The following is a 24,427-nucleotide window of genomic DNA, read 5'->3' as shown; positions in this document are numbered from 1 at the left end:
CTCGGATCTGGAGCTGATTCGTATTTTTAAAATATTGCCAGCAAGTAAATAAACACTCAGGCTTCTCTCTCAATACCCAGAGCTATCCATTTCAAGTCAAAATTTTAAAATAAGCCATAAAATGCTTAGGCTATTTAAGCAAGACACCTTTGCTTACGACTGATACGGTTTACTTTTCACATATCATCAAACTACAAGGATATTTATAAAATCAGGAGCTTCCAAGGCTTTATATTCTCAAATTAACTCAATTTATTTGAAAAAAATAAGATTTTTTTAAGCTTTACCCTTGAATTTTGTCGCGTAAAACATCATGTTCTTATGCAGGTTGATGACCGAACATGTTTTGTCATCCAGGCAGCTCTGGCTATGCCGAATGTACATAAAGATGACTTGGGTAAACTGGCAGTCAGTTACATAATTCGGTTTTTCCGATTTTTGTAATGTAAAAATACCATTTTAGCTAAGACCCAAAGTTCGATACTCTTATTCAAAATTAAAGACTAACCTCAATCATGGAGACAATGATGAGCTTGATTAATACTGAAGTTAAACCATTTAAAGCAACTGCTTTCCACAATGGCCAATTTGTTGAAGTTACTGAAGCTGACCTTAAAGGCAAATGGTCTGTAGTATTCTTCTACCCAGCTGACTTCACTTTTGTTTGCCCAACTGAACTGGGTGACCTTGCTGACAACTACGCTGAATTTCAAAAACTAGGCGTGGAAATCTACGGTGTTTCTACTGACACTCACTTCACTCACAAAGCTTGGCACGACACTTCTGACGTAATTGGTAAAATTCAGTACCCATTAATCGGCGATCCAACTTGGACTCTTTCTAAAAACTTCGAAGTTCTAATCGAAGCTGACGGCCTTGCGGACCGTGGTACTTTCGTTATCGATCCAGAAGGTAAAATCCAAATCGTTGAAATCAACGCTGGTGGTATTGGCCGTGATGCTCAAGAACTTCTTCGTAAAGTTAAAGCAGCTCAGTACGTACACGCTCACCCAGGCGAAGTTTGCCCAGCTAAATGGAAAGAAGGCGAAGCGACTCTTGCTCCTTCAATCGACCTAGTTGGTAAAATCTAATCTGTATTAGATTGTACTGATTGAAAAAAGCCACGCATTTGCGTGGCTTTTTTATTTGAACAGTATCAGGCAACTTTACGCTGTGCACCGGCTGTCGTCTGAATCACATCATGGATGAATTTCAATTTCTGTTGCACGACTGGATTAATTAGGAAAGGATAAAAGTCATCCTGCCCCATACTGCGGTTCAAGCTATTCATGGCAAAAGCTACGGGTAACCAGGCCTGATAAATTTCATCAAAATTACAGGTGTAATAAGGATTTATCCGCTTTACCAAGGTCATGAACTGATCATCACGTTCTTCTACTACATGTGGGTGGATCTGCATGCCGAAGGAATCAGCGGTTTCCAGCACATCGACGATGTGCAGATAGTGTGCCCAGGTTTCAGCCCAGTCCTCCCAAGGATGCATGGTGGCATATGTGCTGATATAACGCTCCATCCAGTCTGCGGGTGGTCCTTGATGATAATGCCGATCTAAAGCTTCCTGATAGTCCATGCGCTCGTCCCCAAACAGTTGCCGGCAAGGCTCCAGAAATTCGGTGTTATCTACCAATACATCCCAGTAATAATGCCCAATTTCATGCCGAAAATGCCCAAGCAAGGTGCGATAAACCTCCTCCATATTCTTGCGTTCCATGGCGCGTTCGACATCATCTGCTTCTGCAATATTAAGGGTAATCACTCCATTATCATGTCCAGTCATGACTTTAGGTTCATCAGGACTATTTGGATTGGCCTTAAAATCAAAAGCTAAACCAGATTCAGGATTTTCCTGCCGAGACTGCAACGGCAACTTCCAGCGCAATAAAGAATAAACCAGGCGATGTTTTGCGAGTTCAATTTTATGCCAACGCAGTCGATACTGGGGTTCATTTAAATTGGGAATCACACGATTCAGGCGACAGGCCAGACAGAAGTCATGAGGATCTTCTTGCGGAATCACCCAGTTACACACCGCATACTCGGCATTAGCACAATAACGGTATTTGGCCTGTGTATCTGGTTCTGTCAGTATTGATCCATCTGTATTGGATTCTAAAGCCACCATTAACATGGTCGAGCTATCAAACCCCAGCAGATGTTGACATGCAGTACAGTAATTATTATCAAAATAAACAGGTTGCTGGCAGTGGGAGCACTTAAATAATTGCATGTAGAAATAACTCTGCTTCGTTCTTGTTTTCCCCTCATCTTAAAGCAGTTTTTTTTGACTACCTTAAATTTTTTGTAGCATTTTCTTGCAACAGGTATCAAGAGTTTGCATATTTTTTACTTAATTGAAATGTATCGTTTCTTGAGGAAGATTTTACCCTGAGCTATTGATTGAATTGATCATCCTGGAAAGGCTAAGAAAGAGAGTAAATTTACAAAGCAACTATATAGAACTCAGTGCCCTTGAATTAAGTTCAAAAGATAGACCAATAAGAATTAAATCTAAATCTTCCTGTCTATTGGAGGTGTAGTATGGCTCTACTTTTAACAGTAATTTCCTGGAAATATAATCCTTCAAGCCGCCAGCTTAAAATTTTCTATGACAATGGTTTAACCGAGCTTTATCATCCAGTGCCCGAATATATTTATGACAACTTACTCAGGCGTCATGACAAGGCGGCCTTTGTGAAAAAATACCTGGAATATGATCTTAATTTTACCCGGATTTACAGTGATTAAAACGGACTATTTACTCGAAACTATTATTGAAAAGTAATCAGGAGTAAGCCTGCACCGATATCCACTGTAGAAGAAACAAAACGCTTATCCAGATCGACCAATGCCTTGAATACTGCTACCTGTTCTGCATGAGAAAGTACATTATCCACTACAAGTAACCCACCCTGCCGTTGCAATAATTGCGGCAGGTAACTCCAATATTCAACATAAGCATCACGCTCAGCATCCAGCAGAATAAAATCGAACTGCTGCTGACAGGATTGTAAATAATCCAATGCATCTGTTACCTGAAAATCAATATAACTGTCCAGCTTTAAATGTTGAGCATGTAACTGGGCTTCTTTCGAACGCTCGGCATCAATTTCCAAAGTTACCATGCGACCTTGCATGCTTGATAAAGCTTCGGCCAACCATAAAGTGGAATAACCCGTAGATGTTCCGATCTCAAGCACACATTTAGACTGTTGTGCACGAATAAGTATAGAGAGAAACTGCGCCGATGCAGGTTCGATATTACGATAGCGCTGTAACCGATCACTCAGACCAGCATCATGCGCACTAAAGCGAGCATATAATTCACAGACATAGTTTTGAAAATGACTTTTGTGTTCCACGCTCTACCCTCTTATTCAAATGATTAGGTTTTATAGTGCTTTAATCAGTTTAAAGCGCTCTAATTCACGGTCGTCATCTAAAGTTATCACCTCAGTGAACATGCTGAGTGGACGCACCCAGATTGAATAGTCACCGTATAGACATTGATAAACCACCAGTTTTTCTTCAGTCTCACTATGCGTGGCGACATGCAGAACTTGGTATAATTGACCTTTGTAATGCTGATAGATTCCGCGTTGAAGTTCCATTATTTTACTCATTCGATTGAAGCAGATTCATCTTAACTGAAAATTATCACAATACCGCTAGATCACTTGAAAATTCCATTATTAGCCCGATATAAGTTTGATATTAATGATGAAATTTCTATTTCATCTAAATTTCCGATTGAATAAATAAAAACTACCTGTTTTACCTATTCATCTATTTCACTTAATATTCTTTCATCGAATAAATTATTACTCCTTTGGAGACGTTAGCAATGTTAGATCAAAATACAGCAGCCCAATTAAAAACCCTTTTAGAACGCCTTGAAGGGCCAATCGAACTGGTAGCCACTCTAGATGCTTCGGATAAATCTGCAAAAATCAAAGAACTTGTAGAAGAAATCGCTGCACTGTCTGATTTAGTGACTGCCCGTTTTGATGGTACCAACAAACGTGCACCAAGCTTTGGTGTGGCTAAAGCCGGTGAACAGCCTCGTGTGTTCTTCGCAGGCCTGCCAATGGGTCATGAGTTCACATCGCTGATTCTGGCATTGCTGCAAACTTCGGGTTATGCACCGAAAGTATCGGATGAAGTTCTTGAGTCGATCAAAGGTTTAGGGATCAAGTCTGACTTTGATGTGTTTGTCTCTTTAAGCTGTCATAACTGTCCGGATGTGGTTCAGGCACTCAACCTGATTGCTATCTATAACCCGGGTACAACAGCAACCATGATCGATGGTGCTTTCTTCCAGGAAGAAGTTGAAGAACGCAAAATCATGGCCGTACCAATGGTGTTCCAGGACAACAACCATATTGGCCAGGGTCGTATGACTTTGGAAGAAATCATTGCCAAACTGGATACCAATTCTGCTGCCAAAGATGCGGAAAAGCTCAATGCCAAAGAAGCGTTTGATGTTCTTGTGATTGGTGGTGGTCCTGCAGGCAATACCTCTGCAATCTACGCAGCGCGTAAAGGCATCAAAACCGGCATCGTGGCTGAACGTATGGGCGGTCAGGTCATGGATACCATGGACATCGAAAACTTCACTTCAGTGCAAAAGACCCAAGGTCCAAAATTTGCTGCCGAGATGGAAGCACATGTACGTGAATATGGCGTAGACATCATGAACCTGCAACGTGTCTCTGACATCAAAGGTGCAGATGAAACAGCCAATGGTCTGGTTGAAGTGACTTTAGAAAATGGTGCTAAACTGGAATCGAAAACCGTAATCCTGTCGACAGGTGCGCGCTGGAGAGAGATGAATGTTCCGGGTGAGCAGGAATACAAAACCCGTGGTGTTGCCTACTGCCCACACTGTGATGGTCCACTGTTCAAGGGCAAACGTGTTGCGGTGATTGGTGGGGGTAACTCGGGTGTAGAAGCTGCAATCGACCTTGCTGGTATTGTTGAGCATGTCACCCTGGTTGAGTTTGATACCAAACTACGTGCGGATCAGGTACTTCAGGACAAACTGAACAGCTTGCCGAACACCACGGTGATCAAGAATGCGCTTTCAACAGAAGTAGTGGGTGATGGTTCACAGGTAACTGCACTGAAATATAAAGACCGTGCGACCGATGAAGAACATACGGTTGAGCTTGCAGGGATCTTCGTGCAGATCGGTTTGTTGCCGAATACCGACTTCCTGAAAGAAACCAAAGTTGAGTTAAGCAACCGCGGTGAGATAGTGATTAACGAGCGCAATGAAACCAATGTGAAAGGTGTATTTGCAGCGGGTGACTGCACCACAGTACCTTACAAGCAGATCATCATTGCTACAGGTGAAGGCGCGAAAGCATCACTGTCTGCATTTGATTACATCATCCGTTCGGGTCAGTAATCATTTGAATTAAATAAAAACAGCCTGTTTTATGCAGGTTGTTTGCAATTCAGAAACTACATTAAATAAACGATATGCTTGAATAGAGTCATTGAGGATTTTTAGAGGGAATTCTGTTCATCATCAGATGATTTAAATAAATTAAAATACCTTCTGGATAAGGCCTTGTCCACAATCGCTTACACGCTTAACCTCACTATGCACTATCGAATACAAACATTTCCTCACATAATATAAACACACAATTCAAAATTGATGTTTAAAAATAATAATCATAAAAACTAGTAAAATAAGGAGAAGAATATGCAGTATCAATATCATTGTGCATGTTGCAATAAAGCTGTTTCATCTACCGATACCTCATGTCCAAATTGTGGCTCACACAGCATCAGAAGTCCTTATAGTTTCTGGATGTTGTGCCTATTGGCCTGCTTAGCTGCAGCAGTCATATTTAAAGTGGTTCATGTCTCTTCACAAGCCCAACAGGATGTACCCACCAAAGACACTATTTTCAATGCATTACAACTCGAAGTAAAACAATCTTCCTAATTCAAACAGTGACGATTTTCATGGTTCATTTTCCTCAGAGGCCTGATATTCAGTATCAGGCCGAATCATTTTATAAACACTGATTCTTGCAAGACTAGGTATATACCTTAGAAATTCCGCAATGCTCTGCCCAGTTGATTTACAATAATACAAGTCTTGTAGAGGTTTTGAGTATGGTGCAGTTAATTCGCAAAGGTGGTTTAAGAGAACGTGCGAACCGCAGTCGCAGTTATCAAGGTTCAGAAAATACAGAAGCCACGTTAAAACCAAACCGTTATAGCTCTTCACAAAAAACAGATGAAAAAAAAGAGGAAACTACTGTTTCCCCTATTTTAGTTGACCAAGATCTCTCTCGTCAGGATTGATCTTCTTAATTCATTAAAAACAATGCGTCATACCAAAGCCAGATTGCAAAGATCAGGAACAGTATGCCCGAAATCAAATCTATATAGTTGCCTGCACGTTGGTACAGCACTTTGATTTTCGGTTGAGAGATAAGTAGCATCAGCAAAGCAAAAGTCAGGAAAGTTTGTAGTGGAATAATCACTGCCAGCTGTGATTTCAGATAATCTGAAGCTGATGAGCTGAGGGCCAGTGAAAAAACACTGCTAAAATAAATCAGTGTTTTGGGATTAGACAAATTGGTCAACAAACCTAAAGTAAAATAATTTTTAGGTTCATTCATCACTACTTGATCATCGCTGGCTTCATGGCGCTGTTTAAATGCCTGTAGTCCACCTTTAAGCATCGCCCAGCCCATTCTTGCCAGAAATGCTCCACCCACAATCATGAGTACTTGCTGAATCCAGGGGAATTGGTCAATCAGCACGGTAAAACCAGCAAGGGTCAGCACTACCCAAACCACGATCCCTGCCGAAATGCCGGCAATAATTTTTAAGGTATTGGCACGGGTAGTAGATGCTGCACTTCGTGCAATCAGCAGGACGTCCGGTCCGGGGCTCAGTTGAGCAATAAAATGCAAACCACAAATGGTTAACAACAAAGACATATTTCTTCTATTAGCAATGACTGAAACCGCAGCATTATAACTTTTGTTTAAATTTTCGCAGTACTTTTATCTTAATTTACTCACATAAAAAAGCCGAATCATGGGATCCGGCTGCATAAATGTAAATCGAAATTATTTTGGATTCACATCTTTCATTTCAATCTTTTTCGCTTCTGGCGTCACTTCACGTGCTTCACCATCAATAATGGTTGAATCGCCACGACCACCTTGCTGATTTTGCATTTCCTGCATCTGACGCATCATTTCTGCAAATGGATTCTGACCTTGAGCACCGCCCATATCGCCCATCATGCCACCCATCATTTTTTCCATCATGGCTTGCTGGCGTTTCATCATGACTTTCATCATCGTCGCTTTAAATGCCTGTTGTACAGCGGGGATCAGCATTAATACCGCCAACACGTCTGTAATCAGACCTGGAATCAGCAGGAAAAAACCAGCTAGAATTTTCGGCAGATTATTGGTCATGGCCGGATCGGCACTCATCTGGCCCATTTGCATTTGTTGCATCTGCGGCATGAGTCCGGTGGCATATTTACGAATCAGGTTCATACCGATAAAGAATGCGGCCACAAACCAGAAAAAGACGTACCACATGCTCCCGACGAGGTCGCCCACGCCAATCCACACAAATACTTCCAGGATTACGCCAGCAAGGATAATAAGAAATAATTTCATGAAAATTAATCTAATCTCTATTCAATAATTAAGGATGTAATCAACTGCTTCATCAGGATCAAGCTTTTTTGATACGCTTATGTAACAATATGGGCATTATTTTATTTTTAAAGTGCAGGCATGTCATTAATTATTGGGATTGACCCAGGTTCACGTCTTACAGGGTATGGCATTATTCAAAAAGAAGGTTCCAAACTGTCTTTTGTGGATGCAGGAACCATCAGGACGGAAACTGTGGAAATGCCTGAGCGATTAAAGCGAATTTTTGCCGGGGTTGAACGTATTGTTAAATTCTATGGTCCGACAGAAGCGGCCGTAGAACAGGTGTTTATGGCACAAAACCCGGACTCTGCCCTGAAACTCGGCCAGGCCCGTGGTGCGGCCATTGCAGCACTGGTCAATCTGGATCTGCAAGTCGCTGAATATACGGCACGTCAGATCAAACAGTCTGTGGTTGGCTACGGTGCAGCAGAAAAAGAACAGGTACAGATGATGGTCATGAAAATTCTAAACCTCAGCATCAAACCCCAACAGGATGCAGCGGATGCCTTGGCTGCGGCAATCTGTCATGCCCATGCTTCGGGTAGCATGAGCAAGATGGCAGTACTGAATGCTTTAGGTGGCATGGCACGTGGACGTAGCCGTGCCAGCAGACGTCGTTAATCATTATATGAATATTTGATCTGAAAATTTTCAAACTGATATTCAGCAGGATTTAATTCAAGTTGTTGAATATCAGCCACATCTGCATGAATTGGTCCCTTTTGACTACGTATAATCATCTCTTGAATTTTTCTCTCATCTCCAACCACTACAGCCTCTACCTGTGCAGTTGGCAGATTTTGTACATAGCCTTTTAATTCCAGTTCTACTGCCTGAACTGCAAACCAGTTTCGATAGCCTACTTTCTGCACTTTTCCTGAAATCATCAGTTTCACAGCCTGCATCATGACTTCCCTAAAGATTAACTATTTTATAAATGGCCTGTTTCATATCCTGTGCCTGTAAACCACGCTGACCATATTTTGCCAACTCATCTCCGGCCAAGGCATGTAAAGTCACAATTTCATGCAGATGAATATCGTCATGCAACTGGGCTTTCAGACTGGCAATCATGCCAGCCAGTACATCGCCCATCCCTCCAGTGCCCATACCCGGATTACCCGCAGTACAGATATACAGCTGATCTTCCAGAATCAGACTGCCCGAGCCTTTCAAGACCCACTGTCCTTGGAATTTCTGCTGTAAGGTATGAATGGCAGCGATTCGGTCAGCTTCGATTTCTTGAGTTTTAGATTTCAATAAAGTCGCGGCTTCGCCCGGATGAGGGGTGCAATAGGTTCGTGGATTTAATTGTTCTGGTTGTGTTGATAGAAACCAGAGTGCATCTGCATCTAATATGATTTCCAGTTCTGATTGCTGAAGTGCAGAAAACCAGAACTGATACTGCTGTTCAGCCCAGAGATCACGTCCTAAGCCCATACCAAAACAAACGGCATCTACTTGCTGCAACAGATTGTCACGCTGATTTTCATCTAGGGCATTCATATCCCGGAGCATGATATTTGGTGCCCGTGAAAGGATTGCCGTATGATGTTTGGCATCACAAATAACAGTCACTTTACCCGCTCCTGCTGCAAATGCAGCTTCAGCTGACATGATTACTGCACCACCCATATCAGCATGACCGCCAATCACCAGTACATGTCCATAGCTGCCCTTATGTCCAAAGGCCTGACGTTTGGGTAAATGGATGTGAGTACCAGATAATTGAGCAACAGGTTTCAATTCAGCATCGGTTGGAATTGCAGATATACATTCTACCTGCCCAGCGTAGGCTTTCCCCTGCCCGGTAAATAAGCCTGCCTTAAATCCAAGTACCGTGTAAGTATAATCAGCCTGAATAGCGACTGGCAAAGGTTGCCCAGTATTAGCATGGAGACCACTTGGAATGTCGATTGCGATCTTTAAGCCCTTTTGAGCATTAATACTTAGAATCATCTGTTGCCATGTGCCATTCAGATCACGGTTAAGACCTATCCCAAATAACGCATCAATATAGGCATCATATTCAGTCTGAAAATCAAAATGCGGATAGACTTTTATGCCTGCATCAAGTGCTCCCTGACTCGCCGAAGCCAGATCCTGTGAACCACCCTTTTCTGCTGCATAAATCTCTATCTCAAAACCAGCCTGCTGTAAGTACTTCCCGACCAGATAGCCATCTCCGGCATTATTACCCTGCCCACAACAGACCGCGACCTTTTGAACATTTTCTTCAACAAATAAAGGAATCAGGCGCTGTACAATGCTCCAGGCCACTTGCTGCATCAGACCATAAGAACTGTTTTTTCGGGCAAACCAGCGCTGCTCCCAGGCTTGAATACTTTGGCTATGATAAACGGGGCTATGGTAAACTTGTTGCTGCATTTTTTATTCCCTGTTCCCGGTTTATGACTACACCCGATTCTCCCGCGCAAATTCAGGTTTTTCAAGAGGATCCAGAAGCCCTCAAAGCATGGATCAAAGTACAAGCGCTGGAATTGGGTTTTTCTGATTGTGTCATTGCCCGGCCGGATGCTCAAGCAGAATTGCCCCGTCTGCAGGAATATCTGGAGCGTGGTTATCATGGCGATATGAAATTTCTGGAAGAAAATCTGGAAAAACGCGCTGATCCAACGCTATTAATTCCGAATACTAGATCAATTATCTGTGTTCGTATGGATTATCTGGTCGAAACACCTAAACCGAGAATGGTCCCAGATGCGCCAAACTCCGCGATTATTGCCCGCTATGCCCGTGGTCGTGATTATCACAAGACCATGCGTGGTCGGCTAAAAATGCTATCGGCTAAAATCAAAGAAAAAATCGGAGAATTTGAATCACGTCCTTTTGCCGATTCAGCACCCGTTTTTGAAAAGTCTCTGGCTGAAAATGCCGGTATGGGCTGGACTGGTAAACATACGCTGCTGATTCATAAAAAATCCGGTTCCTTCTTTGTACTCGGCGAACTGTTTACTTCACTGGAACTGCCATTTGATGAACCGACGACCAAACACTGTGGTTCTTGTACGGCCTGTATCGATATCTGCCCGACACAGGCGATTGTTGAGCCGTATATGCTGGATGCACGGCGCTGTATTGCCTATCTAACCATTGAGTATAAAGGCATTATTCCTGGAGATCTTCGTCGTGGCATTGGTAATCGGGTATTTGGTTGTGATGACTGTCAGTTGATTTGTCCTTGGAACAGCTTTGCCAAGACGACGACCATTGCAGACTTTCATCCACGGAATGGACTGGATCAGGCCAGCCTGCTGGATTTATGGCAATGGGATGAGCCCACCTTTTTAGCTTCAACAGAAGGTAGTCCGCTACGGCGTACCGGTTATCAAAGCTTTATGCGCAATATTGCTATTGGTTTAGGCAATGCGCCATTAAATCCAGCGATTATTCAGGCCTTGCAAAACTCTCGCGCTCAACATGATGAAGTTGTACAGGTACATATCGATTGGTCGATTCAGGAACAACTTTCTAAATCCAGATAATTGTCTATTTTTACCTGGTGTCACAGATTCCCTTAAAAGCCTTACACACCTTATTTTCAGACTGTGGCATAAATTTAAATAGTCTCAGAACTGAAATGGAGGGACGATGATGTCATCAAAAAATCCAAATCAAGAGTTGCTGGAACAGCTGCAAAATGAACACCAGAATCAAATTCAGCAACAGCAGCAACCTCAGCAGCATGGGCCAGTCAATTCGCCCAAGAACAATCAGCACGAGCAGGATGAACGGGTTTTAAACAAACAGCATCGAGCAGATCTGCAAAATCAGAATATTCATGGCAATCACCGTGAATAGGAATAACTCGCTCCTGAAGTTAATAAAGCCCACCTTAGGTGGGCTTTATGATATGAGTTTAAAATTTATTTATTTTTCACTTGATAAATCTTTTTAATTAAAGATTTTCCATTTATCAGCTCAGATTCAACTACAGTCACGTAAATCGATTATTTTTGATCCAAGTTAGAAGTGTCAGCAAAATTGTGTGCCGTGATCAGGATGCCATATTTCGCATTGAGGTAATCTCCTATCCGAATGACATCACTGCCATTGGCATGTTCTACTGTAAGTGTCTGAGTAATAGCATCATAATGCAGTGACTCGAAACTTTCCTGATGCAGACTAAGCCAATGTAAGGTATCTGCGAGATTTTCATCAACAATATAAGTTTCAGCCTGAAAGTCTTTACTCATTCTGCCCCCATTGACGTTTTAACAATGCCATATTTTAACGGAATATTCTTAATTTCAGGCATAAAAAAGTGAGCAGATGCTCACTTTTCTGGGGGTAGGTATTAATCTTTACTGATGCCACACTTGCGACATTCTCGCTGTGTGCCAATTTCTTCCATGTGTTGATATTCATAAATGTGCAAGCAAAATATTTTTTTCAAAAGCTGAAGCATTGTCAAAACTCCCATTTCATCATTATTTAAATACGCTTCTGTAGCCCACTCTTCCTGAGTGTCTATTATTTTGATTAAAAAACCACCCCTTACTTATAATCATCTTTTTTGAAAATGTAAAATCAATTTCATGCATTTTTTCGACTTTCCGATAAAGTTAAATTTCAATTGATTCATCCTTTTAATCAGCTAAAGTGATGCATATCGCAATTTCATCATCTTAAATAATGTTATCTATAAAAAAAGCGAACCGGGGTTCGCTTTTTGAATCATTTTAAAAGAATCCGGCTGGTTTGGTTGAGTAGCTGACTAACAGGTTTTTGGTCTGCTGGTAATGGTCCAGCATCATCTTGTGGTTCTCACGGCCAATGCCTGATTTCTTATAACCACCGAAGGCCGCATGTGCCGGATAGATGTGATAACAGTTGGTCCAGACACGCCCTGCCTCAATCGCACGGCCAGCACGATAAGCGGTATGGGTAGAACGTGACCAGACACCAGCGCCCAGACCATAGATGGTATCGTTGGCAATCTTGATCGCATCATCAAAGTCTTTGAAGGTGGTCACGGCCAATACCGGTCCAAAAATTTCTTCCTGGAAAGTACGCATGTTGTTGGTACCTTTAAAGATGGTCGGTTCAATATAGTACCCCTGACCAACTTCATGACGTGCACCACCACCAACGAGCACTTCTGCACCCTCGCCTCGACCGGTTGCGATACAACCGAGAATTTTGTCCTGCTGTTCCTGCGATGCCTGCGCGCCAATCATGGTTTCGGTATCCAGTGGATGACCTGTTTTGATTCGTTTAACCCGTTCAACCGCCAGTTTCAGGAATTGATCGGCAATACTTTCTTGTACCAAGGCACGTGATGGACAGGTACAGATTTCTCCCTGGTTCAGGGCAAACATAGTGAAGCCTTCCAGTGCTTTTTCCAGGTAATCATCCTGCTGTGCCATGACATCTTCAAAGAAAATATTCGGTGATTTACCACCGAGTTCCAGGGTAACAGGAATAATATTTTCAGTGGCATATTGCATGATCTGCTGGCCCACAGAAGTCGAACCGGTAAAGGCTATCTTGGCGATACGCGGATTCACTGCGAGTGGACGTCCCACTTCAACGCCATAACCATTGACGATGTTTAATACGCCTTCCGGTAACAGATCCTGAATCAGTTCCACCAACACCAGAATACTAACCGGTGTCTGTTCTGCAGGTTTCAAGACAATACAGTTACCTGCTGCCAAAGCCGGTGCCAGTTTCCAGGTTGCCATCAGAATCGGGAAGTTCCATGGAATAATTTGCCCCACCACGCCCAAAGGTTCATGGAAGTGGTAGGCAATGGTATCTTCATCGATTTCTGAAATGCCGCCTTCCTGTGCACGGATACAACCAGCAAAGTAACGAAAATGGTCAATTGCTAAAGGAATATCAGCCGCTAAGGTTTCACGGATCGGCTTGCCGTTGTCCCAGGTTTCAGCCACTGCCAGAAGCTCCAGATTGGCTTCCAGACGGTCAGCAATTTTTAACAGAATATTAGAACGAGTTGTTGGAGAAGATTTACTCCATTGTGCTTTGGCTTTATGCGCAGCATCTAGTGCCAGCTCAATATCTTCTACGCTGGAACGCGGCACCCGGGTAAATACTTTACCGTCCACAGGTGAGAGATTATCAAAATATTCGCCTTTGACTGGCACTATCCATTGCCCGCCAATAAAATTTTCATACTGGGCTTTGAAATGAACTTTTGAGCCAGGCTGATTCGGATCGATATAACGCATATGTATTTCCTTTGCTTATTTTAATCTATAAAAAAGCCGCATCTACAGCTTTGGTATAAGGTACACCCGTACATTATTTGATTAACATAACCTGCATAAGGTTGGAGAAAGGTTGGAACTCAGCAGGTTTACATTTCTTTTGATTCTTCATAAAAACAATAATAATTACATCGGATGTAAATCATGAATTATTGTGAGGATAAGGAATGATGACAGAACAAAGTTTGATACAACACAGGCAGAAAATTGACCAACTGCGTCAAAGTAGCAGTTTATCGCCATTGCATGCTGCACAGTTAGAACAGAGCATTGTCAGCTCCTGGCAACGCTCATCTTCAGCAGATATACCGAAGGATCGTTTGGCAGCCCCGCTGATCGATATCCAGAAAGTCTGTTCATCCTCGGCTTTAAGCCATGCTTTACAATATTGTGCTGAAAATCTAAGGCATATTGCTGAACAGTCTTCTATGGTATTGGCTGTAGGAGATATTGGTAGCACCGTTCTCTGGACAGCATCCTGTCCTGAAATGCGTAAAGTTGCTGAAAATGTGCATCTGATTGAAGGCGGACAATGGCGGGAGGAACTGGTCGGTACCAATGCCCTCGCGCTGTCGATCAAAACCCAGCAGTCGAGTTGTGTATTTTCAAGTGAACATTACATGTCATCAGCACATGACCTGGTCTGTTATGCCGCGCCGATTATTGATCCTTATTCGAAACAAATCCTGGGTGTGATTGATCTGTCAACAACCTGGCATAAGCATAACAATTTAGGGCTGCTTGCTGCTGAGCATTGCTCCACACTCATTCAATCGGCTCTATTGGAATATCAGAAACAGCGTTTGTATATTCGCGCTTTTTCCGTCCCAAATGTAATTTTCAATGGCAAGGCACTGGTTCTGACACCACGCCAGATTGAAATTCTGGCAATTCTGGCTTTATGTCCGCAAGGCCTAAGTCTGGATAATCTACATCAGGCCCTCTATGGCGAACGCAAAGTCAGTATCGGCACCTTAAAAGCGGAAATGTCACAGCTACGTGATATCTTGGGTGGTATGCTCGGTTCCCGACCTTATCGTTTACTCGCTCATGTGGAAGCAGACTTTTTACAGACAGAACAGTCCCTGGATGCGGGTTATATCGATTCTGCCTTGAAGTTATATACGGGTATATTTCTGGCAAAAACAGAGAGTCCATTTTTATGCGCCTGGCGGGATTGTCTGGAATCACGACTTAGTGATGCCATTTTTAAAGCCAATGAAACTGATGTACTACTCAAGCATGTGGCACGTTTCCCGGAAGCCATTGATGCTGTAGAACGCCTGATTGAGCTGATGCCAAAGAACCATCCGGTGCATCAGACCTTACTTAAGTTTCACGATATTTAAGCCTTAGGAGCTTTTGACTTTCAAGTTGATAATAGGCTTGATTTATCTAACAATAATTTTTAATTGAATCGAATATAAAAAGTTATTCAGCACTTTAAAATTATAATTTTTATAAAACTTTTTCACTGCATCCATGACAAGAATCACCTTGTAATAAGGTATATGATTTAATCATTCTTATAGAACTCATTCACCCCCTATTAATCAGTGATTCCAAGATGGAAAAACACTCTATATATCTTTTTGAGTTAACTAAATTTTAGTTAAAAAAAAGAGCAACGCCTGCTCTTTATCCTTATCAAGGGTGTAAGGATAAGCCAAGACAATCATATGGGGATACACTTGTCTTGGCACACTTCATAAGAAGTGCGAGCAGGGTTGCAAAAAATGTAAGTCTGCCGAGTGGAGAGATGACTTACATTGAGGCATTACATTGCCGCTTTAAAAATGTCGACTACTTGCGCATGACTGGCCTTACGAGGGTTGGTCAGCATGCAGGCATCTTTTTGCGCATTTTCTGCCATGATGCCAAGGTCTGTTTCTTTTACACCGAGTCCTGTCAGACCAGATGGAATTCCAATGGAAGCTGAAAGCTGGCGAATGGCATTGATTGCTTCATAGGCTGCTTCAGTGACTGTTAGTCCTTCTGTATTTACACCCATCAACTGAGCGATTTTTGCATAACGATCTGGACAGGCAATCAGGTTAAATTCGCATACATGCGGGAGTAAAATGGCATTACATACACCATGCGGCAGGTTATAGAATCCGCCAAGCTGGTGTGCCATGGCATGCACATATCCTAAGGATGCATTGTTAAATGCCATACCTGCCAGATACTGTGCATAACTCATCGCATCACGCGCTTCGATATTATCGCCATTCGCTACTGCTTGGCTCAGCCATTCACTGATCATGGTAATGGCCTTTTCAGCGCAGGCATCGGTAATCGGATTGGCCGCAGTCGACACATAAGCTTCTACCGCATGTGTCAAGGCATCCATACCGGTTGCTGCAGTTAAGCCTGCTGGTTTGGCAACCATCAGTTTAGGATCATCAATTGCGATTAACGGTGTACAACGCCAGTCCACAATCGCCATCTTTACATGGGTATCAGTATTGGTGATGATACAGAAGCGGGTCATTTCCGATGCTGTACCAGCTGTGGTATTGATGGCGATCAGTGGTGTCATCGGTACTGTACTTTTATCAATACCTTCGTAATCGCGGATATGACCACCACCTGCTGTGACCAGACCAATACCCTTGGCACAGTCATGCGATGAACCACCGCCTAGCGAGACAATGAAATCACAGCCATTGTCATTGTAGGCTTGCACGCCATTATGGACGTTAATATCGGTTGGGTTTGGCTCTGCGCCCGGGAAGATATAGCTGTCGACACCCGCCTCTTTTAAATAAGTTGCGATGGTATCTGCGACACCAAATTTGTATAAGCCGTCATCGGTCACAATCAGGGCTTTTTTTGCACCTAGATTTTGGGCTTTAGCACCAATTTCTTTGGCACAGCCTGGACCGAAAAGTGAAACACAAGGGATATAAAAACCGTTGGTTTGATCTGCAATATTCTTAAAAGCCATGGTGTGATTCCTTCTACCATTCATCTTATTATCGGTGACCCTCACCGTCATTAGAGTATTGAATGAAGCTAAAAAGAATCCTACCTACCAAAATCCTACCTTTGATAAAGTTTTGAATTTTCATTATTTTCTAATTATTTTAGATATTTATTTTTATGAAAGGGATAAATAAAAAAGCACTTAGACGTTTACTTCTAAGTGCTTAATAATTTGGTGGGCCCAGACAGACTTGAACTGTCGACCAACGGATTATGAGTCCGCTGCTCTAACCAACTGAGCTATAGGCCCTATATGCCGAAAACCTTATTTATCAATAGGTTTAGGCGACAAGAATACTAGCTAAGATTTTTTTAAAAGACAAGCCTTTTTATGCCCACTTGCACACTTCATCAGCAATTATAAATTAGAAAAAATAGACACTTTGTAAATTCCTCATACTTTAGAAGGCTCTCATAGTCATTCAGAAGGAAAATTTCCATTTCTTTACAAAACATAGCTGCTATCAAAATATATTTAAAAATTAACTTTCGACTATGCTTTTATACTTTTTATATATAATTATTTAAATACTTTGAATGGCTGAATTAATTTTTATATCCGGATCAATTCAGCTATGAAATTAATTAAAAGCTTAAGCTTCGTGCTCCAAATTCTCTTCTTTGCGCATATCCAGATAAATTTCGATCAAAGACCATACAACAATGAGTGCAAAAATGAACAATGAGAGCACCAAAGCCGTTAAGTAAGTCATTCTTTATCCTCTCTCGCGAACATGATTGGAAGTGTCTTAAAGCCGAAACATATCCTTGGGCTTCGACAAAAGTCTAATAACTATTTTTTGTACTGAACAGCCATTTTTTAGCATTTTTAAGAGTATTTTTATCTATTATAAGACGTTTAACTAATTAAAATTAATTTTGTTATTGTTTTTAAATCTTAATTAACCATTACTCAATATATTTATTCACTTGCTTTTTGAATGTATTTAAGACTTTTAAATCAATTCCACTTGACGAAATATAAGAACAAGCACAAATTATGTTTTTTTTCACACACTCCATCCCCTATGTTTAAGAAATTCATTGGCGAATCTGCGTTTAAACTTGCAGGCTGGCAATATCACGTTGAACCAAATGTGCTTGAAGACAAGCAAGTGATTGTGGGCTTTGAGCATACTTCAATGATGGATGCCGTGCTTTCTCTGGCCTTATTTCAGATATACGACATCAAAATTCATACTTTGATTAAAAAAGAATTATTTAAAGGTCCATTTAAGCCATTATTAGAAAACATTGGCGGTATTCCGGTAGATCGTAAATCGAGCAAGGATATTGTGACCCAGATGGTTGAACTTTTTCAGAGTAATGAAAAATTCAATTTGGTGATTGCACCTGAAGCGACTCGTGCCAAAAATGGTGAAGAGCGTCGACCAATTCGTACCGGTTTTTGGCATATTGCCAAAGCAGCGAATGTGCCGATTGTACTCATGTATGCCAATTCTAAAACCAAACAGGGTGGCATTTTCGGAAAAATTTATCCAACAGACCTTGAACATGACCTGGCTTTAATGAAACAGCTTTATAAAGACAATGTCGGTCTGGATATCGTGATCCCTGAAAAAAAATAATGTATGTCCATGAGATGTTATGCATGACCTAGCATCTCATTTCTTCTTCTCCTTCTATACTCTTTTCCACAATAAATATTTTTTATTTTTAAACTAAATTATTACCTTTAATCCCCGAATAAATTTCTCAGTGCGTCTATTTTTTTGTCATTATCGTTAAATCTAAAAACCAGGCTCTTTTTTTAAAAAAAGCCCTTATGGTAGAATTTGCCCAATTCGATAGGCATACAGCCAATCTACAAGGAGCATATTTCGCATGGCGGGTCATTCCAAGTGGGCCAATATTAAGCATCGTAAAGCAAAACAAGATGCTAGCCGCGGTAAACTTTTTACCAAATATATTCGTGAATTAACTACTGCTGCAAAACTCGGCGGACCAGATGCGGGTAGCAACCCACGTTTACGTGCTGTTGTCGAAAAAGCATTGTCTGTAAACATGACACGTGATGTGATCAACCGTGCGATTCAACGTGGCGCAGGCGGCGAAGATAACGACGATCTTAAAGAAGTAACTTACGAAGGCTATGGCGTAGGTGGTGTTGCCGTAATTGTAGAAACAATGACAGACAACCTGAACCGCACTGTACCTGACGTACGTCACTGCTTCTCTAAAACTGATGGTAACTTAGGGACTAATGGTTCAGTTGCATTCCTGTTCACCAAACGTGGTGAGATTACTTTTGAAGATGTATCTTTAGAAGATCAAATCATGGAAGTCGCTCTTGAAGCTGGTGCTGAAGACATCGAAGTTAATGAAGATGAAATCCTGGTCATTACTACACCAGAAAGCTTCGGTACAGTTCAGGATGCTTTAGCTGCTGCAGGTTTAAAATCTGATAATGCTGAAGTTGTAATGAGCCCTTCCACCAAAGCTGAAATCACGGATATAGATCAAGCGAAAAAAATCATGAAAATGATTGATATGCTTGAAGATCTGGACGATGTTCAAAACGTTTATACCAACGTTGAATTCTCTGAAGAAGTATTGGCTCAGCTAGACGCTTAATCTTCAGGAAAACAAAAACGCACTTTTGGGTGCGTTTTTTATTTTGATCTATCTTATTAAATCATTTTGTAGGTGATTTCAATCAATTTACTTAGTTATTCGGAGACAAATATTTAGATAGTGCTATCTCTTCAATTAAACTTTATTGAGTAAGCCACTGCAGTTAAAAACATTATATTCCTTGATCACGAAGCTGGAATGCAGTGCGACCACATGTTCAATCTTGCCGATCTTGTTAAGCAGGATCTCACTATAGTTTTCCATATCACGTGCAACTACTTCGACAATAAAATCTGCCGACTGCCCTGTTACCAGAAAGGCATTAATCACTTCAGGAATACTTTCCAGCTCACCCAGAAATTTGGCAAAAGTGTCACTATCATGTTTGCTTAAGGAAACCTGCAAAAGTACATGCAGACTGAAACCAAGCTTTTGATAATTAATTTCCCGTTTTAGACCACTAATAATATTATGGTCAATCAACTGTTTAATACGGCGATGAACCGAGCTGACCGAAAGATTCACCCGTTCAGAGAGTTCATTCAAATTGACATCTTCATGGGTCAAAATTTCAAGAATGTGCTTATCAAAACGATCTAATTCCATCTTTAGTCTCTTGCCACTTTATTAAAATACCTCATTATTTTACGCATAATATTGATATTTTTTTCATAAATTACCAGATATTTGCAAAAAAATACCAGATGATGATCTAGAGGAAATTTAAGTCCTTTCGATAGCCATTCATCGCATAAAATATATTTTAGATAAACGCAAATATCTAATAAACCATTATTATTTATCATAAATTAATCTGTTTAAAGCTTTATCCAGGCAAATAATACTATGTTCAAAACGTGATTATTCATGCTTAGATTTACACTTGTATAGAAATTGAATAAAAATTAGTCGTTTTATTTACAACGCAAAATAATCAAAACAAGACAAAAACGCAAGGAACGGTTATGGCTTTCAGTATTTTTAGTTCAATTAAAAGTAAACTCAGCCCGGTGCTCACGACAGAGACGCAAAACAAGAGTTTACTTAGCGGTTTTTTAGGTGGCAGTCTTTCTGGCATTATTGGTTCTATCACGGGTTCTACTCCCGCTACTCCTTCCCTAGATTCCCTCTTAAATAGCTTACTTTCAGGTAAGAGTTTAAGTTCAAGCTCCCTGACTGATTTAATTACTCAATTTACCGGTTCGAATGCTACAAAACTCGATATTAACAGTTTAATTAGCAAACTCACTCAAGCCAACGGCGGCAGTTTTGATCTGGGTTCGATCAGTAATCTGCTGGGTAGTTTAATGGGTAGCAATACATCAAATTTAGATTTAAATGCTGTGATTAAATTGGTCAGTGGGTTAATTGGTGGTAGTTCAGGTAATTTAGATCTCAGTAAAATTGCTGACCTGGCTGGTAACCTTCTGCAAGGCGGTGACATTGATATCGCGCAAATTGCTCAGCTCGTCGGTGGCCTAATTGGTGGTTCTGGCGGTCTTGAAGGTGTTGATATTGGCGCAATCGCAGGTCTTGTTAGCGGCTTAATCCAAGGTGGCGACATCGACATTGCACAGATCGCTCAGCTTGTCGGTGGTCTAATTGGTGGTTCTGGCGGTCTTGAAGGTGTTGATATTGGCGCAATTGCAGGACTAGTCGGCAATCTGATTGGCGGGAATGGCGATATTGATATCGCGCAGATCGCTCAGCTTGTCGGTGGCTTAATCGGTGGCTCTGGTGGTCTTGAAGGTATCGACATCGGGGCAATTGCAGGCTTGGTTGGCGGCTTAATTGAAGGCAATGGTGACATCGATATCGGTCAGATCGCTCAACTGGTCGGTGGCTTAATTGGTGGTTCAGGTGGTCTTGGTGACTTCGACCTAGGTGCGATTACCGATATTATTTCTGGCTTCAGCAATAATGGCGGTGACTTCGACCTTTCACAATTGACCAATTTACTTGGTGGTCTCGTGAGTGCAAATGATAGCTCTGATCTGAGTGGCTTACTGGGTGGTTTAGGCGACCTAGGCAATGGTTTAGGTTCAAATGCATTTGAAAGCTTACTTGATGGAAGTCTAGGCGACTTAGGTTCGAGCATTATTCCAGAATTAGGTGATCTTATTTCAGGTGGTAGCTCAGTTGATAACAATATCAGTATTACTGAAATTATTCCGACCATCAAAGAAACAATTTCCAATATCTCGAGCGGTAGTCCATTACCGAAGTTTGACTTTAGCTCACTTCTCAGTGGCTTTAATAAACAGAGTGATATTGATCTCACAAACCCTTGGGGCTAAGTATCAAATAAAAAAACGCGCTTTAAGCGCGTTTTTTTATTTCACTATTTAACTTATACACCGCGCCAATCAATACGAGCATTACGTTCATGACGATAGATGTTTTTAATATATTGGCCTAAAGGCAATTTCGAGAGATAGGTCTGATAATCCCGATATTCATCTGACATTGATTCAAAACTCTCACGCTCCCACGGCGTACCGGAAATTGCCAACAAAGGTGCCAACATTGAACAGACTGCAATATCAGCCAGACTAAAACGCGATCCCGCAAAATAAGCTCCCTTATTCTCGATCAGTGTCTGGTTCAGCTGTTCAACTGTCTCTTTAATATATTCACGGGACTGAGCAAGTGTATCTTCAGTAAGTGCATAACCTTTGCTGAGAAGGGTTTTAAGCAAAGGCTTGGAAAATTTTTCGAACTGACGCAGATACCCTTTTTCACCGATCAGGATCTCCATCGATTCATGATCATGGGATAAAGCCTGGGCCAGCATCCAGCGACGGATATGACGTCCCAGTTCCTGAGTCATTTCATCAATCTCCAGCACCTTTTGGCGTAAGCGTGCTTCTACTGGTAATAAACGATGCTCAGGATAATGTTCATCCAGATACAAGGCGATCTGGGTTGAATCTGCAATCCATTGTTCCTTGTCACGCAAAATTGGCAGACGGTTCTGTCCCGTTTTAAGACGAGCAAAGGCACGATGCGCACCTGGCATGAGGTTTTGTGCGACATAATCCAGTTCTTTATGATCAAGCATCCAACGTGCTTTTTCACAAAAATGTGATAAAGGAAACTGGTATAAGGTGCGCATAAAATCTCCATGTTGATTATTAAATTCGGTCGCATTAAAACCATCTATTTCAGTTGGATACTTTAGACACCCTTCATTGGAAATACAATGTGCTTTTAATTCAAAATTAAGATGTTACTTATTCAACTCCACAATAGGGCTCTTTCATAAATCATTTTTGCATCACTACACGGAAAGGTTCTTTCTAAAAACTCCCCTCATCCTAACCTTCTCCCAGAGGGAGAAGGAACTTTCAATATCCATTTAAATATAAATATAACGATCATTTTTTGACTTATGAAAGATATCTAATGTTTATTTTTATACAATTTTTTGTCTTGTTTATCTTTAAAGCAGATATGTCTTTTTAAAATCCATACTTATAGATTGAAAAACAAATTAAATCCTGTTGTTTTTTAACTATTTACTATATTCAAAATTGATAAAAACCTAGCAATTTTTGTCCTAAATAGGTTTTTTCATAAGCTTTGCGAAAGCAATTACTTAATCTCATAAAGCTTAGCCTGTAACGTTTTGATATCGATTTAGGATGTCATTATGTCTCGTTTAACTTTTGAAAAAGTTCATATTATTGAAAATGATCATGACGCGATTAATGCTGCCTACCATGTTGCAGACTTTGCTCTGGAAGGCCGAAATCAGCGTGATCAGCAACGTGTACTTCCTCTTGCTGAAATTGACCTGTTCAGCCAAAGCGGTCTGGGCGGTATACGTATTCCAAAACAGTACGGCGGTGCCTTCGTTTCCAATAAAGCCCTGGCGCATGTATTCCGTATTGTGAATAAAGCTGACTCGAGTGTCGGGCAAATCCCTCAGAACCAGATCGCATTACTCAACATGATCCAGATCATGGGTACAGAACAACAAAAAAAGTTTCTTTATAGTGAAATTTTAAAGGGTAAACGTCTGGCCAATGGCGGTCCGGAACGTCATACCAAAGATACTAAAACTCTGGCGACCACGCTTACAATCGAAAATGGTCGCTATTTTGTCGATGGCGAAAAATTCTATTCAACTGGTAGCAGCTTCGCGCACTGGCTGGCAATTAAAGCGATTCATCCTGAAGGGCATGTGGTGCTCACTATTGTCGACCGGACTGCTGACAGTGTTGAAGTGATTGATAACTGGAATGGTTTTGGTCAACGCACCACCTCTAGCGGTACCGTTAAACTGCAACATGTCGAAGTCGATCCACTACTGATTTTTGATGAGCGTCTGTTAGGGAATCAACCAAGTTACCGTGGTGCCTATTCTCAACTGATGCAGGTGGCAATTGATGTCGGGATTGCTGAAGCGGCTTTTGCCGATACACTGACAGCCATACATAAGGCTCGTCCGGTTGTGGATGCACAAGTCGAAAAAGCCAGCTTTGAGCATTACACCCTGCAGGAAGTGGGTAAGTCATCTGTGTTTTTAGATGCCGCGATTTTACTGCTGGATGAAGCTGCTGAATATCTGGATGAACTGGATCAACTGGAAGCAGTGACCGATGAGCAGGCAGCCAAAGCCTCAATTCTGGTGGCTGAAGCCAAGGTCTATGCCAATGATGCAGCTTTGCATATCTCGGAAAAATTACTGGAATTGGGTGGTAGCCGCTCCAGCCTGAGTCAGCACAATCTGGATCAGCATTGGCGCAATGCCCGGGTACATACCCTGCATGACCCAATCCGCTGGAAGCTGCATGCACTCGGGGATTATTACCTGAATCATAAACTCCCTGCCCGCCACGCCTGGATTTAAGGAGATTT

The 24,427-nt window shown here is 41.5% G+C and carries 25 protein-coding genes and 1 tRNA gene; 13 read left to right on the top strand and 13 right to left on the bottom strand.

Going from position 1 to position 24,427, the window contains the following annotated elements; genetic code table 11:
* The first annotated feature begins 527 nt into the window (after window positions 1-527).
* Window positions 528-1,091 (top strand): alkyl hydroperoxide reductase subunit C, encoded by a 564-nt coding sequence (gene ahpC / locus F955_RS06625; RefSeq protein WP_004815527.1) that lies wholly within the window; start codon window positions 528-530, stop codon window positions 1,089-1,091.
* Between the two features lie 65 nt (window positions 1,092-1,156).
* Here ahpC and F955_RS06620 read toward each other — a convergent pair whose 3' ends face one another.
* A complete protein-coding gene (locus F955_RS06620; RefSeq protein ID WP_004892724.1) occupies window positions 1,157-2,248 on the bottom strand; it encodes a zinc-binding metallopeptidase family protein in 1,092 nt (363 codons plus the stop codon).
* 311 nt (window positions 2,249-2,559) lie between these two features.
* Here F955_RS06620 and F955_RS06615 point away from each other — a divergent pair, with 311 nt between their 5' ends.
* A complete protein-coding gene (locus tag F955_RS06615; RefSeq protein ID WP_004892722.1) occupies window positions 2,560-2,766 on the top strand; it encodes a KTSC domain-containing protein in 207 nt (68 codons plus the stop codon).
* A 23-nt stretch (window positions 2,767-2,789) separates the two neighbouring features.
* Here F955_RS06615 and F955_RS06610 read toward each other — a convergent pair whose 3' ends face one another.
* Together F955_RS06610 and F955_RS06605 are read right to left on the bottom strand one after the other, a co-directional pair.
* Complete coding sequence (locus F955_RS06610; protein ID WP_004892720.1) at window positions 2,790-3,380, bottom strand: O-methyltransferase; 591 nt, start codon at window positions 3,378-3,380, stop codon at window positions 2,790-2,792.
* 30 nt (window positions 3,381-3,410) lie between these two features.
* The gene (locus F955_RS06605) at window positions 3,411-3,629 is read right to left on the bottom strand and encodes a DUF1653 domain-containing protein (RefSeq protein WP_004892718.1); all 219 of its coding nucleotides are present in this window, start codon (window positions 3,627-3,629) and stop codon (window positions 3,411-3,413) included.
* Between the two features lie 233 nt (window positions 3,630-3,862).
* Here F955_RS06605 and ahpF point away from each other — a divergent pair, with 233 nt between their 5' ends.
* The 3 genes from ahpF (at window position 3,863) to F955_RS06595 (ending at window position 6,342) form a co-directional block, all read left to right on the top strand.
* Window positions 3,863-5,428 carry an alkyl hydroperoxide reductase subunit F gene (gene ahpF, locus F955_RS06600; protein ID WP_004892467.1) on the top strand — a complete coding sequence of 522 codons (1,566 nt, stop codon included), beginning with the start codon at window positions 3,863-3,865 and terminating at the stop codon, window positions 5,426-5,428.
* 303 nt (window positions 5,429-5,731) lie between these two features.
* Window positions 5,732-5,977 (top strand): hypothetical protein, encoded by a 246-nt coding sequence (locus F955_RS16315; RefSeq protein ID WP_004892715.1) that lies wholly within the window; start codon window positions 5,732-5,734, stop codon window positions 5,975-5,977.
* Window positions 5,978-6,150: 173 nt separating this feature from the next.
* Window positions 6,151-6,342, top strand: a complete 192-nt coding sequence (locus F955_RS06595; RefSeq protein ID WP_004892713.1) for a hypothetical protein — start codon at window positions 6,151-6,153, stop codon at window positions 6,340-6,342.
* A gap of 5 nt (window positions 6,343-6,347) precedes the next feature.
* Here F955_RS06595 and F955_RS06590 read toward each other — a convergent pair whose 3' ends face one another.
* Both F955_RS06590 and F955_RS06585 read right to left on the bottom strand, forming a co-directional pair.
* Window positions 6,348-6,986 carry a LysE family transporter gene (locus F955_RS06590; RefSeq protein WP_004892711.1) on the bottom strand — a complete coding sequence of 213 codons (639 nt, stop codon included), beginning with the start codon at window positions 6,984-6,986 and terminating at the stop codon, window positions 6,348-6,350.
* 132 nt (window positions 6,987-7,118) lie between these two features.
* Entirely contained in the window at window positions 7,119-7,685 is a 567-nt protein-coding gene (locus F955_RS06585; protein ID WP_004892709.1) for an FxsA family protein, read from the bottom strand.
* Between the two features lie 120 nt (window positions 7,686-7,805).
* On the opposite strand from F955_RS06585, the gene ruvC reads away from it, so the two are divergent.
* Window positions 7,806-8,348, top strand: a complete 543-nt coding sequence (ruvC, locus tag F955_RS06580; RefSeq protein WP_004892706.1) for a crossover junction endodeoxyribonuclease RuvC — start codon at window positions 7,806-7,808, stop codon at window positions 8,346-8,348.
* On the opposite strand, the gene F955_RS06575 is transcribed toward ruvC, so the two are convergent.
* Both F955_RS06575 and F955_RS06570 read right to left on the bottom strand, forming a co-directional pair.
* Window positions 8,345-8,635 carry an acylphosphatase gene (locus F955_RS06575; protein ID WP_004892703.1) on the bottom strand — a complete coding sequence of 97 codons (291 nt, stop codon included), beginning with the start codon at window positions 8,633-8,635 and terminating at the stop codon, window positions 8,345-8,347. The genes ruvC and F955_RS06575 overlap by 4 nt on opposite strands.
* 7 nt (window positions 8,636-8,642) lie before the next feature.
* The gene (locus F955_RS06570; protein ID WP_004892700.1) at window positions 8,643-10,115 is read right to left on the bottom strand and encodes a bifunctional ADP-dependent NAD(P)H-hydrate dehydratase/NAD(P)H-hydrate epimerase; all 1,473 of its coding nucleotides are present in this window, start codon (window positions 10,113-10,115) and stop codon (window positions 8,643-8,645) included.
* Window positions 10,116-10,138: 23 nt separating this feature from the next.
* Here F955_RS06570 and queG point away from each other — a divergent pair, with 23 nt between their 5' ends.
* Both queG and F955_RS06560 read left to right on the top strand, forming a co-directional pair.
* Window positions 10,139-11,233 (top strand): tRNA epoxyqueuosine(34) reductase QueG, encoded by a 1,095-nt coding sequence (gene queG, locus F955_RS06565; RefSeq protein WP_004892697.1) that lies wholly within the window; start codon window positions 10,139-10,141, stop codon window positions 11,231-11,233.
* Between the two features lie 106 nt (window positions 11,234-11,339).
* Complete coding sequence (locus tag F955_RS06560; RefSeq protein WP_004892694.1) at window positions 11,340-11,549, top strand: hypothetical protein; 210 nt, start codon at window positions 11,340-11,342, stop codon at window positions 11,547-11,549.
* 149 nt (window positions 11,550-11,698) lie between these two features.
* Here F955_RS06560 and F955_RS06555 read toward each other — a convergent pair whose 3' ends face one another.
* Both F955_RS06555 and exaC read right to left on the bottom strand, forming a co-directional pair.
* Window positions 11,699-11,944: a hypothetical protein gene (locus F955_RS06555; protein ID WP_004892692.1), complete on the bottom strand. Its 246-nt coding sequence runs from the start codon at window positions 11,942-11,944 to the stop codon at window positions 11,699-11,701.
* 486 nt (window positions 11,945-12,430) lie between these two features.
* The gene (gene exaC / locus F955_RS06550; RefSeq protein WP_004892689.1) at window positions 12,431-13,942 is read right to left on the bottom strand and encodes an acetaldehyde dehydrogenase ExaC; all 1,512 of its coding nucleotides are present in this window, start codon (window positions 13,940-13,942) and stop codon (window positions 12,431-12,433) included.
* Window positions 13,943-14,148: 206 nt separating this feature from the next.
* On the opposite strand from exaC, the gene F955_RS06545 reads away from it, so the two are divergent.
* Complete coding sequence (locus F955_RS06545) at window positions 14,149-15,330, top strand: hypothetical protein (protein ID WP_004892686.1); 1,182 nt, start codon at window positions 14,149-14,151, stop codon at window positions 15,328-15,330.
* 428 nt (window positions 15,331-15,758) lie between these two features.
* Here the strand turns inward: F955_RS06545 and mdh are convergent, their stop codons facing one another.
* Both mdh and F955_RS06535 read right to left on the bottom strand, forming a co-directional pair.
* A complete protein-coding gene (gene mdh, locus F955_RS06540) occupies window positions 15,759-16,931 on the bottom strand; it encodes an iron-dependent methanol dehydrogenase (protein WP_004892680.1) in 1,173 nt (390 codons plus the stop codon).
* 211 nt (window positions 16,932-17,142) lie between these two features.
* Window positions 17,143-17,219, bottom strand: a tRNA-Ile gene (locus F955_RS06535).
* Between the two features lie 778 nt (window positions 17,220-17,997).
* Between F955_RS06535 and F955_RS06530 the strand changes: the two genes are divergently transcribed.
* Complete coding sequence (locus F955_RS06530; RefSeq protein WP_004815491.1) at window positions 17,998-18,558, top strand: 1-acyl-sn-glycerol-3-phosphate acyltransferase; 561 nt, start codon at window positions 17,998-18,000, stop codon at window positions 18,556-18,558.
* A gap of 256 nt (window positions 18,559-18,814) precedes the next feature.
* Window positions 18,815-19,564, top strand: coding sequence for a YebC/PmpR family DNA-binding transcriptional regulator (locus tag F955_RS06525; RefSeq protein WP_004815488.1), 750 nt, complete (start codon window positions 18,815-18,817; stop codon window positions 19,562-19,564).
* Between the two features lie 135 nt (window positions 19,565-19,699).
* On the opposite strand, the gene F955_RS06520 is transcribed toward F955_RS06525, so the two are convergent.
* Window positions 19,700-20,170, bottom strand: a complete 471-nt coding sequence (locus F955_RS06520) for an Lrp/AsnC family transcriptional regulator (protein ID WP_004815486.1) — start codon at window positions 20,168-20,170, stop codon at window positions 19,700-19,702.
* Between the two features lie 359 nt (window positions 20,171-20,529).
* Between F955_RS06520 and F955_RS06510 the strand changes: the two genes are divergently transcribed.
* Window positions 20,530-21,861, top strand: a complete 1,332-nt coding sequence (locus F955_RS06510; protein WP_004892671.1) for an autotransporter outer membrane beta-barrel domain-containing protein — start codon at window positions 20,530-20,532, stop codon at window positions 21,859-21,861.
* Window positions 21,862-21,914: 53 nt separating this feature from the next.
* Here the strand turns inward: F955_RS06510 and F955_RS06505 are convergent, their stop codons facing one another.
* On the bottom strand, window positions 21,915-22,679 hold the full coding sequence (locus F955_RS06505; protein WP_004892670.1) for a glutathione S-transferase family protein: 765 nt from the start codon (window positions 22,677-22,679) through the stop codon (window positions 21,915-21,917).
* Between the two features lie 537 nt (window positions 22,680-23,216).
* On the opposite strand from F955_RS06505, the gene F955_RS06500 reads away from it, so the two are divergent.
* The gene (locus tag F955_RS06500) at window positions 23,217-24,419 is read left to right on the top strand and encodes an SfnB family sulfur acquisition oxidoreductase (RefSeq protein WP_004892667.1); all 1,203 of its coding nucleotides are present in this window, start codon (window positions 23,217-23,219) and stop codon (window positions 24,417-24,419) included.
* Window positions 24,420-24,427: the final 8 nt, after the last annotated feature.

The organism is Acinetobacter schindleri CIP 107287, from assembly GCF_000368625.1.
Taxonomy (GTDB): Bacteria; Pseudomonadota; Gammaproteobacteria; order Pseudomonadales; family Moraxellaceae; genus Acinetobacter; species Acinetobacter schindleri.
This window is presented reverse-complemented; position numbering and strand designations above follow the sequence as displayed.